The following is a 12,184-nucleotide window of genomic DNA, read 5'->3' as shown; positions in this document are numbered from 1 at the left end:
TCGAGGTGACTGTCGAATCCTGACCGCGATCCTCGTCTCGGGCTGTCGGCTGATGTTCCTCGGCACTGATGAAGAATAATCATCTACATGAAATGGAACACCCCTACAGAGACCGGCTGGTTCGTCAACCTCGCCGAAGGTGGTTCGGCCGTATCGATATTCGATCCGTCGGGGAACGTTCAAGGCGAACTGATTCCCGCATCCGACGACGGATCGGAGAGCGTTGCCGGCGGGCGGAAGAGGAAATCGTCAACAGCCGAGCAGGATCGATCCAGGCTCACATTCCGTAAAGGCCGACCTGCATCACTTCGATTGTCCGACGGAACGATCGGGACCCTGATCGACCAGAAGCCCAAGGCCATGCGCCGCAAGAACAAGCTGTGCGAAGTCGATATCGCGGGCAGAACATACCTCTTCGTTCATTCATCGGGCCGAAAGGCAACAGCCCGGCGTGACGGAATCGCATTGGCACACATGGAACGTGGCCGATGGTCCGGTAGAAGCACCGTCGCCAGAAGAACCCTCACGGCAACGGACGCCCTTGACGAATGTGTCCTGACACTGTTTCAGAAGGTAGTGACACCTGGACGTACCGGCGCCTTCGATCAGGTACTGACCGACCTCAGCAACATATGACGTACGCCATATTCGGTGGATCTCAACCGCACTCGAGATACTGACTTTCAACTCTCGGGTCCACGGACATGCCTTGGACACAATGAGTTTCACATCTCGGAGCGGAAGGCTGAAACCAGATCATGGTAGTGTCGACGCTTTGAACACGCTCGCCCAGCGATTGTCGCCAGGTGCGATGATCACAGATCCAGATCTACTCCAGTCCTATCGGCAGGACTGGAGTTTCGATCCCGCAGCCGGAACACCGGTTGCCGTAGTACGTGCTTCGACGACGGCAGAGGCGGTTCGACGGACGGCATCTGAGGCCGCCACATGTAGCGAATAGCGACGAGTACCTGAATTCTCCTGTGCAACCGGATACGGTGAGGATGTCGTCTTCAATGCGGCGATGCAAGAAGGGAAGCTACGACCAAAACGTTACGTCGGGGAAGACAAGCAAATCACCTGGACATGGCTGGAGGCCTCCGTGATGAATCTCGTTCGCCGACTGAGCGTCTGCACATCCGTCGTGATCGCTTCTACTCTGACGTCGGTAGCGCTCGCATCCGCCGCGGTGACCATTCCATTCCAGGTCAACCCTGCGCCGTACGGCAACCCGAACGGCAGCTTCGACGCGCCGGCCGTCCGCTGCGTAGCTGTCGTCGGTGAACAACCCGGCACGGTGACGATCACCGGAGGCAAGGAAGGCCGGTGGGGATGCCTGCTCTCGTCCGAAGTGCGCTGGCTGAACCTTTCGACCGGGGCCTCCGGCTCGGCTCGGCTCTCGGACGGTCTCAACGGAGTCCCAGCAGAGGCGATCGTGCAGACCGGGACCGGTCAAGTCGCTGTTGCCGTGCTGTCCGTGGCCGGATCCATCATCACCCCAGGTGTCACATCGTTCTACGTGCCGTAGCACCAGACTCCGCATCACCGGCACCGTTGGACCTAAGGTCCTGTTTACCGACCCGTCATCCCGGTTAGCCTGAAAAGACGCTACCGAGAGGACACTCATGACCTCGTCAGTGCACGAAACGATCGCCGTGGATCTGGATTTGATCGACCTGTACAAGGACCTCCACAGCCATCCGGAACTGGGGTTTCACGAGCAACGAACATCCAGTCTGGTGGAAAGACATTTAACAGCACTTGGATTCGACACCACCACCGATGTCGGGACTACCGGAGTCGTCGGAGTCCTGAAGAACGGAGTGGGCCCCACAGCGCTGCTGCGTGCGGATATGGACGCCCTCCCGGTTCGGGAAGAAACCGGATTGGACTACGCCAGTACCGTAACAACGACCGACGATCAGGGAAAGACCGTCTCGGTCAGCCACGCGTGCGGCCATGACCTGCATACGACCTGCTTACTCGGTGCGGCCCGGATCCTCTCTCAGGATACGACGACCTGGTCTGGCACTCTTGTCCTCGTCTTCCAACCGGCTGAGGAACTTGGCGCGGGTGCGCAAGCCATGGTCGACGACGGACTGTTCGAGCGATTCCCGAGGCCCGACATCGTTCTCGGACAACATGTATCGCCGCTACCGGCAGGCACGATCGCCGGGCACGCCGGCCCCTCGTATGCGGGATCGGACTCACTTCGTGTGAGACTGGTCGGAAAGGGCGCCCACGGATCTATGCCGGAGAACTCGGTCGATCCCGTGGTCATGGCAGCCGAAACCGTGTTGCGTTTGCAAACTGTCATCTCACGCGAGGTCCCGAGTACTGCCACAGCTGTCCTCACCGTCGGCTCCATCCATGCTGGAGATGCCGCCAACGTCATTCCCGGCGAAGCAGAACTGCAACTCAACATCCGCAGCTACGACGCAGGTGTGCGTCAGCGCATCCTGGACAGCGTCGACCGCATCGTCCGGGGCGAAGCGGCCACCGCCGGTGCACCCACCCCACCGACCATCACCGAGACGGAGCACTTTCCGATCGTCGTCAATGATCCGGCAGCGCTGGACAAGACACTCGATGCGTTTGCCGAATGGTTGGGGACGAACAAGATTCTCGATCCCGGAGCGGGAGCAGGTAGTGAAGATGTCGGCATTCTCGCGACCAGTGCCGGTGCGCCACTGTCGTACTGGCTGTTGGGCGGTACCGACCCTTCACTGTTCACGACAGGTGACATGACTGATCCGGCTTTGCGAACCGTGCCGTCGAACCACTCTCCGCACTACGCTCCCGTGATCGAGCCGACCCTGACCATCGGTGTGAACGCCTTGGTCGTCGCGGCCAGGACGTGGCTCCCAACTCCCTAGAGTGTTGCGGGTCCGCAATCGATCGATCGTCCATTCGATCAAGGCTGCAAACGCGTAGGCGCCGCCGAGAATACTTGCAGCGCCCCACCCTGCCGCGTCGAAAACCATAGTGGTGGAAACCGCCCCAGCCGCGCTGCCCAACGAATAGAACACCATGTAACTACCGATGATCTGCCCCGACGATTCCGGTGTGTTCGCGACGATCAGATTCTGGCTCGTGACATGAACAGCCTGCACGGCGAAGTCCAACGCAACAACACCGACTACGAGTAACACCAGCGAGTGCGTCGCCTGCGCGTTGAATACCCACGACAGCAAGAGAACGACCAACGACGCCCCGGTGACGCGTTGCGCTTTGCCTTGATCGGCCCACCGACCGGCACCGACCGCGCCCAATGCTCCAACCAATCCTGCGATTCCGAAGAGCCCGATCTGTGTGGTCGACAACCGCCATGGTTCCTCACTCAACGGCAGGGCCATTCCGCTCCACAAAGCACCAAAGGACGCGAAAAGGAACAAGGCGATCAGGGCCCGGGTGCGAAACAGTCGGTTCGTAAGCGTCAACGTCACGACAGACCCCATTGCACGCACGTACGAACGCCTATCGGGTTGCAAACGAGGATCTTTCGGCAGCATCGTCAGCGCGACGGCCGCGACCAGTACCGAAATGAAAGTGGATCCCGCGTAGACCGCCCGCCAGCCTGCCAGATCCGCAACTGCGCCGGCGACAGTCCGAGCGAGGATGATGCCGACGACAACGCCGCTGGTGATGACACCGATGTTTGCGCCCCGCTCGTCCGGGTCACTGATTGCCGCACCATAGGCAACTATGACTTGAACAACTACCGAGAACGTGCCTGCGACCGCCATCCCGATCAACAGCTGCAGATTCGTGGTGGCCAGAGCAACAAGCATCGTTCCCGTTGCAGCAGCGACGATCTGGATTGCGATCAATTTCTTTCGATTCACGAGATCGCTCAATGGCACCAACACGATCAACCCCACCACATAACCGAGTTGGGCGAGTGCGACTACGAAACCGAGGCCGGCCGGAGGAATGGAAAGATCCGAGCCTATTTGCCCGAGGAGCGGCTGTGCGTAGTAGATGTTGGCTACCGAGACCCCGCAGAGCACTGCGAGCAACAGGCGAAGTCCGCGAGACATTTTCAACTTGCCCCGCGCGTTCTCGACAGCATGACGTGCAGTCACTTCCACCTCAACTTGGTTGCGTTTTGATACCATTTGGAGGTTACGTCAATACAGTTTCAAAACGCAACCAATGAGGAACTCGATGCCGGATCGCGCACAATGGACAGACCCGCACTGCCCGACGGCCCGAGCGGCCGACATCATCGGCGACAGATGGTCGCTGCTGATCGTGCGTGACGCCTTCGACGGGTCATCGAGATTCAGTCAGTTTCAACGAAACCTGGGCATCGCAAAGAACATTCTCACGGACAGGCTCAAAGTCCTTGTCGAGCAGGGAATCTTCGAAGTCCAACCGAACGCGCAAGGTACCCGCAACGAGTACATCCTGACCGAACGCGGTATGGATCTGTTCATCGTGATCATTAGCCTGCGACAGTGGGGAGAGCGCCACGCCTTCGATGACGGTGAGCCACACTCGATCTTGATCGACGACACCACGGGCGATCCGGTTCCCAGGCTTCGACTGATCAACACACGGAATATCGACCTGGACCCTACAAGTACACATGTGGAGAAGGTCGAGGAAGGTTGACCCGCAACTCGCCAGATTGACAGATGGGCGCACATGATTCGAAGTACGCGCATACTCCGACCATGACTGTCGATCTCGAGTTCTCCTGGCCGCAGTTTCTCTGGATTGCATTCATCTTCGTCGGCGTGCCCGCAACTATCGGCGCGAGCATCATCTGGACAATCTGGCGTTCGGAACGAACTGGCCTGGAGCACTCCACGACCGGCCTCGGCGGCGGGCACACGGGATCGGGCTCACTCGGACTGTGGAGCACCGGCCTGTTGGCCTTTGCACTGGGCTTTCTGTCTTGCGTGGGCTGGCTCAGCTGGTCAGCCGACTACAAAGGCGGATTCCGCGGCCCCGGCCTGCCTGCCCCGACACAGTTCCCCACCTGGCAGGTCGTCGCCTGTGGACTGACAGTGATTCTGGCGTGTTTCGGTTCCGCCCATTGCTCGCGATGGATGAAGGCCGGCGGTATGACGGCCGCTGCCGGCACTGCTGCAGGATTCACCACCGCATTCAGCATCGACGCCAGTACTGATGTCACCGGACAGGCAGGCGTGGGCGTCGCACTGTCCACGATCGGATGGGGCCTCACCCTTACCGCACTGATGCTTCTGCGCGGCAAGTGGTCGCAACGAGGGTGAATCTGTCACTCAGTGCGGTTCACCCGCGGCGCGTTCAGTGGCGCGGGCAGTGTCGTCGAGGTGACAGTCGAATCTTGGCGTATGAATTGACGTGATGCCCAGGCGGATCAGTATCGCGAGTAGTGCTGAATTTCCTCACGATCGGCAGCGCAGATGCACTTTCGATCGAGACCGCGGTCGGCAGTCACTGCGCAGAAGCGAACCCCGAGCGGATCATGGGATTCCATACTGTGCTGACACGCCGGGCAGATCGACGGTGTTTTCTGATCCTCGTCAGTCGACTCGGATTGCCCTCGTGCATTCGACACATCGGACGGGTTCGACGCCATACAGGCGCTCCAGTTCTCGGCCGTTCGACCACAGACCGGGTTGGCGTCGAGGACGACATGGCTTGACCGCGCATATTCGAATGACCCTCGACGTACCCCACGCTACTCGCTTCGGCACACCGGTTTGTACCAATTTCTGCCCACGCGACATTCCCGGTCGAGCAGGATAGAACTACTGCACGCACCATTTCCGTGCAGGATTCGAATTCGTGCAGCATTCGTCGTGAAAGGGCTTCTCGTGAACACTTTCCAACGTGTATCCGCCGCCGTGAACGTAGTGGTCCAACCACTGATCGGCGCTCCGATCGTAGGCAAACTACTGGGCCGTTCCATGACCGTCATCACCTACGTCGGACGCAAGTCCGGTCGCACCTTCAGCGCGCCCGTGTCCTACAAACGAAAAGGCGACCATGTGACGATCGGCGTTGCCATGCCAGACAAGAAGAGTTGGTGGCGCAATTTCTACCCGGAACAAGGTCCGATCGTTCTCCAACTGGACGGTATCGATCGCCCCGGCGAGGCACTCGCACACCGAAAAGGCAAGGGTGTCTACGTCTCCGTCGAACTCGCTCCCGTCGACTGAGCGGATCGAACAGCCACCGGTGCAATCACATTCAGCTCACACCCACCGCCTCACGAGATCTGGGTGATTCAGATCTCGTGACGGTCGGGACCTTTGACTCTGTGCAATCGAGACTCGGTCTCGCACCCTTCGACGCGGGTTTTTTGTCGACCATCGGTCGGACAACCCGATCCTGTCGGGACATTACCGTCCGGTAACATCGACGGCAGGCGTGAGCTGGAAGAGGTGACCACCGTGACGATCGGCATCTATCTGGTCGACGACCACGAGATCGTCCGTCGTGGATTGGCAGACCTGTTGAACCAGGTATCGGGATTCAACGTTGTTGGCGAGGCGTCGTGTGTTCGCGAAGCCTCGGCCGGAATACCCGAATGCCGACCCGACGTGGTTGTCATGGACGTCAGACTTCCCGACGGTAACGGTGTGGAACTGTGCCGAGAACTGGCGTCGACCTACCCGAGCGCCGCCACTTTGATGCTCACGTCGTACTCCGACGACGACGCACTGCTCGACGCCCTGATCGCCGGCGCACGAGGATTCGTCCTCAAGAACATCCGCGGCCACGACCTGGTGTCGGCGATCCGCACGGTTGCTACCGGCAAGTCGCTGTTGAACACCCAGGCGGTGATCGGTTTGGTCCGGCGCATCCGGTCCGAACAGGAGTCGGGTACTGCGGCAGCCCTGTTGACCGATCAGGAGCTCTTGATCTTCGAGTTGATCGGCAAGGGACTGAGCAATCGAGAGATCAGCTCGCACGCAGAACTCTCGGAGAAAACAGTCAAGAACTACGTCTCACGCATCCTCGAGAAACTGGGTCTCGAACGTCGAACGCAGGCCGCAGTTCTGGCGACAAAGCTTCGTGCGGGCACTTCGCACCCGGATCCTTCCGGCCAGGCGACCACTCACCTGCTGACGCCATCCGGCTCGCCCTTCTCCGCCACCACGGGCACGCACCATGCCAGGTAGCCGCGACGCGCTCATGCTCAGCCTTTTCGGCGACATCGCCGGAAGCGCAGAGCTGACTGCTCTCAACCCGACTGCAATTCCCAAACTGCTCAGTGCCGTGTTGACCGTCGGGTCCACACTCCAGCTCGACGAAACCCTGCAACAGATAGTCGACGTCGCGCGACATCTCCTCGAAGCGGACTACGGCGCGCTCGGCGTGAAATCCCCCGACGGACGCTTGTCCCGATTCATCCACTCCGGTATGACTCAGGGGCAGGTTGCCAAGATCGGGCATCTTCCCGAAGGTCACGGCCTGCTGGGCCTGGTCGTTCGAGAACCGTGCCCGGTTCGAACCGACCGAATCTCCTCGCATCCGTCCTCGGCAGGGTTTCCGACCAATCATCCGCCGATGGACACGTTTCTCGGTGTTCCGATCTTCGTCAGGGGCGAGGTGTTCGGCAGCATCTACCTCGCGGACAGCTCGGAACGGACTGCATTCGACGACCGCGACGAGGCTGTACTCCAGATTCTGGCAAATGCTGCGAGCATCGCCATCGACAATGCGCGTCTGTTCGAGGAATCCCGGACGCGAGAAGCCTGGCTCAAGGCCGTCGCCGCCGTCAATGCACGTCTGCTCAGCGGCGGATCCCGCGACGAGACGCTATCGGAACTGGTTCGGACGACGCGGCACCTCACGGATGGAAATCTTGTGTGCGTCGTTCGCTACGACCTCGGCAGAGAGCCGGTAGTCCACGTCGCCGATGCTGCTGATTCCCAGCCTGCCCCCGCGACCGGATCAGCCGTCGATCTGTCCGGGACCGTGATCGACGACGCTGCGCGGAGCCGGCGGCCGATCTCTGCACCACATGGCAGTTCCGTTCCGGCACTGAACGTTTCCGGCGACGAATCAGTGGTCGCACTCCCCCTCTCCGGAACCTCGTTCGGCGGCGGTGTTCTCTTCGCGTCACGCCGCAGCAACCGCCCGTGGGGAGTGGACGAGATCGAGCAACTGACGGCGATGGCAGACATCGCTTCTGTCACTGTCGAATTCGCAGAACAGCAACGGAAAGAAAGACTGGTCGACGTCCTCGAAGATCGCGACCGAATCGCGCGGGATCTCCATGACCACGTCATCCAACAGTTGTTCGCCACCGGGTTGAGTTTGCAGGGGGTGCTGCAACGTCCAGGCGACGAGGACACCGTTCGAACCGTATTGGACACCTCTGTCGATCAACTCGATCGAACAGTCCGTGAAATCCGCACCGCAGTCTTCGACCTCCATACGAGCGAGATGTCTACTCCCACAAGCCTGCGGCGGCGACTACTCGATGCCGTCAACGGTCTGTCCGGCCACTCGTCGATCACTCCCAGCGTCACTTTCGAGGGAACCATCGACAGTTCCGTCCCGTCTCGACTTGCCCCGCACGCCGAAGCCGTTGTGCGCGAGGGCTTGAGCAACGCTCTGCGGCATGCACATGCCGATGCCATCGACGTCACCATCCGGGCCACCGAGGAGCTTGTCATCAGCATCGTCGACGACGGTGTGGGAATCGACCAGGCAACCAGAATCCACGGTCTCGACAACCTGGCGACCCGCGCTCGTCAGTGCGGAGGCTCGAGCAACATCACCAGCGAGAACGGTGTCACCGAACTGGTGTGGCGTGTTCCGCTGAGCCCCAGGCGAAGTCCGTTGCCGATCCAGCATCGTTGAGCGTCAGAGCGGATCCAGTTGGGCCTTGAGCAGGCAGAACTCGTTACCTTCCGGATCGGCCAGGACATGCCATTGTTCGTGCCCTGTCTGGCCGATGTCGGCCGGCCGCGCACCAAGACTCAACAGGCGTTCCAGTTCGGCCTCCTGATCGCGATCGGTGGCGTTGACGTCGATATGCAGGCGGGGCTTACCCTTCTCCGGTTCGTCTCTGCGACTGAGGATGATCGTCGGCTGCGGACCGCCGAACCCTTCGCGTGGGCCGATCTCCAACGAACCGTCGTCCATTCGATCGAGCACGACGAAGTCCAGGACCTCGCACCAGAACCGGCCCAGCACCTCGGGTTCCCGGCAACCGAGCACCAGTTCACTGATACGACATGCCATGACCATCTCGCTTTCTTTCGGCTCGTGAAGACAACTCTCTCGACCGTACCGGACCACGTGATCTACGCCATGCCTCTGTTCCGATCCTAGGGACCTTTTCCCCTCGTCCGAGTTCCCGGTCGCCACGATCATTGCGTTATGTTCCACAGTCCCAGGCATTCTCGGTCTTTCGTCACGTCGATGTGCGTAGGCGGCCGTCGTGGTTGATCTCGCGCCCCGGCCGGTCGGTGAGGTCGATTCCCCCGCCGATGCAATTCCCCGAACCGCTCCGAAGGGTTCGAAACTGGTCGAGATCCTCAGGACCACCGATCACAAGATGATCGGTCTGATGTACATCGTGACATCGTTTGCCTTCTTCTTGATCGGCGGACTGATGGCACTACTCATGCGCATGGAATTGACCGTTCCGGGAATGCAATTCCTGTCCAACGAGCAGTACAACCAGTTGTTCACCATGCACGGCACGATCATGCTCCTGCTGTACGCGACCCCGGTGTTCTTCGGATTCGCCAACTACCTCATGCCACTGCAGATCGGGTCGCCGGACGTGTGTTTCCCGCGACTCAACGCCTTCAGCTACTGGCTCTATCTCTTCGGCGGCCTGATCGCGTCCGCCGGATTCGTAACACCTGGTGGTGCGGCAGATTTCGGCTGGACCGCCTACGTACCGCTCACCAGCGAACTCCACTCCCCCGGCATGGGCGCCGACCTGTGGATCATCGGTCTCGCTCTCGGCGGCGTCGGCACCATCCTCGGCGCAGTCAACATCGTTTCGACGATCGTCTGCCTGCGCGCCCCGGGTATGACGATGTTCCGCATGCCGATCTTCACGTGGAATGCGCTGGTCGCCAGCATGCTGATCCTCCTCGTTTTTCCGCTGCTCGCTGCTGCCTTGATCGGACTGTGGGTGGACCGGCACCTGGGAGCGCACCTGTTCGACCCCGCCACCGGTGGAGTCATGTTGTGGCAGCACCTGTTCTGGTTCTTCGGCCATCCCGAGGTCTACATTCTGGCGCTGCCGTTCTTCGGCATAGTCTCGGAGATCTTCCCCGTCTTCAGCCGCAAGCCGATCTTCGGATACACCGGATTGGTCTATGCAACATTGGGAATTGCTGCACTGTCGATCGCTGTGTGGGCTCACCACATGTACGCAACCGGCGCCGTTCTCCTCCCCTACTTCTCGTTCATGACCTTCCTGATCGCAGTTCCCACCGGAGTCAAGTTCTTCAACTGGATCGGCACCATGTGGAAGGGGCAGTTGACTTTCGAATCGCCCATGCTGTTCTCCGTCGGCTTCCTGGTCACATTCCTGTTCGGCGGACTCTCCGGCGTCATCCTTGCCAGCCCGCCCTTGGACTTTCATGTCACCGACTCGTACTTTGTTGTCGCGCATTTCCATTACGTCCTCTTCGGGACAATCGCGTTCGCGACATACGCCGGAATCTACTTCTGGTTCCCGAAAATGACCGGCCGGATGTTGGACGAGAAGCTCGCCAAGATCCATTTCTGGTTGACCCTGATCGGCTTTCACGCAACATTTCTCGTCCAGCATTGGCTCGGCGCCCAGGGCATGCCTCGTCGGTACGCGGACTACCTGCCATCGGACAATTTCACTCTTCTCAACACGATCTCGACCATCGGCGCGTTTGTGCTCGGAGCCTCGACGATTCCGTTCATCTGGAACGTTTTCAAGAGCTACCGGTACGGCCGAATTGTGACCGTCGACGATCCTTGGGGCTTCGGAAACTCGCTCGAATGGGCGACGTCCTGCCCACCACCGCGACACAACTTCACCGAACTTCCCCGAATCCGCAGTGAGCGGCCGGCATTCGAACTGCACTACCCCCACATGGTCGAAAGAATGCGCGACGAGGCGCATGTCGGACTGCTTGGTCACAAGTCGGTTTCCGACGTGAGAACTGAGGTGAAACAACATGAATGACGGCACGAAGTACCGAGCCTGGGCAGAAAAGCAGCACCACGAATGCCGAGCGAAACCCGGCCATCTCCTCGCCCCGTTGCTCGTGCTCATGTTCGCTGTTACGACGCTCGTGTGGTTGCCCCTGACGACTGCCGCGTGCTCGATAGTCGTCGCAGGATTGCTGTTCGGCACTGTCCTGCAAGCTAGTTCGCATTCAACAGACACAGCTCGAGGAGTTCACGATGAAGCCCGAACTATCGACTGATCTCATCACCTCGGAGTGGTCCGCGGACGGAGCGGTGGTCGTGTGCATCGACGGATCCCCGCTGCGCCCCGGCGAGATCACGTGGGCGGCTGAGTTCGCACATCGCCACGGTCTCTGGATGCGAATCGTTTTCGTAGCTCCGAGCGCCGATCTGAACACCTCGGCATCGCCGACCGGCCTGTTCATGGAGGCCATTCAGATCGCCGAGTCGGTGTCGCCAGATCTTCGGATCCGGACCGATCTGATCTCCGGGGAGAACACCGCAATTCTCACCGCGCTGACAGCTGAGGCCGCCTTGATCGTCGCACCACAGGACGATCCCGCCGCACCTGGACCGACATGTTCGTTCGCAAGAGTCGGAACACCGCGTGAAAGCAGCGCTGCGACAGCCTTGCCGGTTGTCGTCGGTTTGGACGGAAGCGCCTACAGCGAAAGCGCTCTGGCCATCGCATTCAAGGAAGCAGAGGCAGCGAACACCGAACTGGTCGTCGTGCACGCAGCGCCGCCAGAGGCCGAGCTGCGTCGAGACTTCGCATCCGGGCACGCGCCCCAGCACTCGACGCCGCTGACGTGGCAACTGTCGGGTTGGGCCACGCTCTACCCTGGCGTCGCGATCCGTCAGATCGAGTTCGACGGCCCCTCGGTTGCCATTCTTGAACAACTCTCCACCGAGGCACGGCTTCTCGTCGTGGGTCGGCGTGGGCGAGGCTCGTTCGACGACACCGCTCTCGGCACCACGAGCAGTGCGATGATTCGAAAAGCACACTGCCCGGTCATCGTTGCCAGCGAAGCCTGAATCAGAT

The 12,184-nt window shown here is 60.3% G+C and carries 13 protein-coding genes and 1 pseudogene; 11 read left to right on the top strand and 3 right to left on the bottom strand.

Going from position 1 to position 12,184, the window contains the following annotated elements:
* The first annotated feature begins 87 nt into the window (after positions 1 to 87).
* The 3 genes from BH682_RS06100 (at position 88) to BH682_RS06085 (ending at position 2,876) form a co-directional block, all read left to right on the top strand.
* Positions 88 to 636, top strand: coding sequence for a hypothetical protein (locus BH682_RS06100; RefSeq protein ID WP_003943619.1), 549 nt, complete (start codon positions 88 to 90; stop codon positions 634 to 636).
* Between the two features lie 469 nt (positions 637 to 1,105).
* Positions 1,106 to 1,528 (top strand): hypothetical protein, encoded by a 423-nt coding sequence (locus BH682_RS06090; RefSeq protein WP_007726468.1) that lies wholly within the window; start codon positions 1,106 to 1,108, stop codon positions 1,526 to 1,528.
* A gap of 97 nt (positions 1,529 to 1,625) precedes the next feature.
* Positions 1,626 to 2,876 carry an amidohydrolase gene (locus tag BH682_RS06085; protein WP_064689438.1) on the top strand — a complete coding sequence of 417 codons (1,251 nt, stop codon included), beginning with the start codon at positions 1,626 to 1,628 and terminating at the stop codon, positions 2,874 to 2,876.
* Positions 2,877 to 2,960: 84 nt separating this feature from the next.
* On the opposite strand, the pseudogene BH682_RS06080 reads toward BH682_RS06085, so the two are convergent.
* Positions 2,961 to 4,040 (bottom strand): annotated as a pseudogene (locus BH682_RS06080) (MFS transporter); the annotation flags it as partial.
* 127 nt (positions 4,041 to 4,167) lie between these two features.
* Here BH682_RS06080 and BH682_RS06075 point away from each other — a divergent pair.
* Positions 4,168 to 4,617: a winged helix-turn-helix transcriptional regulator gene (locus BH682_RS06075; protein ID WP_007726458.1), complete on the top strand. Its 450-nt coding sequence runs from the start codon at positions 4,168 to 4,170 to the stop codon at positions 4,615 to 4,617.
* Positions 4,618 to 4,640: 23 nt separating this feature from the next.
* Positions 4,641 to 5,243, top strand: a complete 603-nt coding sequence (locus BH682_RS06070; protein WP_083954651.1) for a hypothetical protein — start codon at positions 4,641 to 4,643, stop codon at positions 5,241 to 5,243.
* Between the two features lie 107 nt (positions 5,244 to 5,350).
* On the opposite strand, the gene BH682_RS06065 is transcribed toward BH682_RS06070, so the two are convergent.
* The gene (locus BH682_RS06065) at positions 5,351 to 5,572 is read right to left on the bottom strand and encodes an RGCVC family protein (RefSeq protein ID WP_075832430.1); all 222 of its coding nucleotides are present in this window, start codon (positions 5,570 to 5,572) and stop codon (positions 5,351 to 5,353) included.
* Positions 5,573 to 5,810: 238 nt separating this feature from the next.
* Here BH682_RS06065 and BH682_RS06060 point away from each other — a divergent pair, with 238 nt between their 5' ends.
* From BH682_RS06060 to BH682_RS06050, 3 genes are all read left to right on the top strand, one after another.
* Entirely contained in the window at positions 5,811 to 6,155 is a 345-nt protein-coding gene (locus tag BH682_RS06060; protein WP_037129595.1) for a nitroreductase/quinone reductase family protein, read from the top strand.
* 234 nt (positions 6,156 to 6,389) lie between these two features.
* A complete protein-coding gene (locus tag BH682_RS06055) occupies positions 6,390 to 7,121 on the top strand; it encodes a response regulator transcription factor (protein WP_039972719.1) in 732 nt (243 codons plus the stop codon).
* Complete coding sequence (locus BH682_RS06050) at positions 7,111 to 8,811, top strand: GAF domain-containing sensor histidine kinase (RefSeq protein ID WP_063314904.1); 1,701 nt, start codon at positions 7,111 to 7,113, stop codon at positions 8,809 to 8,811. Before BH682_RS06055 ends, BH682_RS06050 begins: the two co-directional genes overlap by 11 nt.
* A gap of 3 nt (positions 8,812 to 8,814) precedes the next feature.
* Here the strand turns inward: BH682_RS06050 and BH682_RS06045 are convergent, their stop codons facing one another.
* Complete coding sequence (locus BH682_RS06045; protein ID WP_007726436.1) at positions 8,815 to 9,195, bottom strand: VOC family protein; 381 nt, start codon at positions 9,193 to 9,195, stop codon at positions 8,815 to 8,817.
* Positions 9,196 to 9,394: 199 nt separating this feature from the next.
* Between BH682_RS06045 and ctaD the strand changes: the two genes are divergently transcribed.
* Genes ctaD through BH682_RS06030 form a run of 3 tightly spaced genes read left to right on the top strand, consistent with a single transcriptional unit; the run spans position 9,395 to position 12,177 of the window.
* Positions 9,395 to 11,137 (top strand): aa3-type cytochrome oxidase subunit I, encoded by a 1,743-nt coding sequence (gene ctaD, locus BH682_RS06040; RefSeq protein WP_007726434.1) that lies wholly within the window; start codon positions 9,395 to 9,397, stop codon positions 11,135 to 11,137.
* Positions 11,130 to 11,381 (top strand): hypothetical protein, encoded by a 252-nt coding sequence (locus tag BH682_RS06035; RefSeq protein ID WP_007726433.1) that lies wholly within the window; start codon positions 11,130 to 11,132, stop codon positions 11,379 to 11,381. Before ctaD ends, BH682_RS06035 begins: the two co-directional genes overlap by 8 nt.
* On the top strand, positions 11,359 to 12,177 hold the full coding sequence (locus BH682_RS06030) for a universal stress protein (RefSeq protein ID WP_075832428.1): 819 nt from the start codon (positions 11,359 to 11,361) through the stop codon (positions 12,175 to 12,177). The genes BH682_RS06035 and BH682_RS06030 overlap by 23 nt, the downstream gene beginning before the upstream one ends.
* The last annotated feature ends 7 nt before the right edge of the window (positions 12,178 to 12,184 follow it).

Origin of the sequence: Rhodococcus sp. YL-1 (genome assembly GCF_001942025.1) — a bacterium.
Lineage (GTDB): Bacteria > Actinomycetota > Actinomycetes > Mycobacteriales > Mycobacteriaceae > Rhodococcus_F > Rhodococcus_F qingshengii.
The sequence above is the reverse complement of the archived record's forward strand: the minus strand, read 5'-3'. Positions and strand labels throughout refer to the sequence as shown.

What these genes read in the sequence shown, in the direction of transcription:
- BH682_RS06035 (WP_007726433.1), top strand. Translation starts at nt 11,130, where the DNA reads ATGAATGACGGCACGAAGTACCGAGCCTGGGCAGAAAAGCAGCACCAC.
- BH682_RS06045 (WP_007726436.1), bottom strand. Translation starts at nt 9,195, where the DNA reads ATGGCATGTCGTATCAGTGAACTGGTGCTCGGTTGCCGGGAACCCGAG.
- BH682_RS06050 (WP_063314904.1), top strand. Translation starts at nt 7,111, where the DNA reads ATGCCAGGTAGCCGCGACGCGCTCATGCTCAGCCTTTTCGGCGACATC.
- BH682_RS06030 (WP_075832428.1), top strand. Translation starts at nt 11,359, where the DNA reads ATGAAGCCCGAACTATCGACTGATCTCATCACCTCGGAGTGGTCCGCG.
- BH682_RS06090 (WP_007726468.1), top strand. Translation starts at nt 1,106, where the DNA reads ATGAATCTCGTTCGCCGACTGAGCGTCTGCACATCCGTCGTGATCGCT.
- BH682_RS06100 (WP_003943619.1), top strand. Translation starts at nt 88, where the DNA reads ATGAAATGGAACACCCCTACAGAGACCGGCTGGTTCGTCAACCTCGCC.
- BH682_RS06070 (WP_083954651.1), top strand. Translation starts at nt 4,641, where the DNA reads ATGGGCGCACATGATTCGAAGTACGCGCATACTCCGACCATGACTGTC.
- BH682_RS06065 (WP_075832430.1), bottom strand. Translation starts at nt 5,572, where the DNA reads ATGGCGTCGAACCCGTCCGATGTGTCGAATGCACGAGGGCAATCCGAG.
- BH682_RS06075 (WP_007726458.1), top strand. Translation starts at nt 4,168, where the DNA reads ATGCCGGATCGCGCACAATGGACAGACCCGCACTGCCCGACGGCCCGA.
- BH682_RS06085 (WP_064689438.1), top strand. Translation starts at nt 1,626, where the DNA reads ATGACCTCGTCAGTGCACGAAACGATCGCCGTGGATCTGGATTTGATC.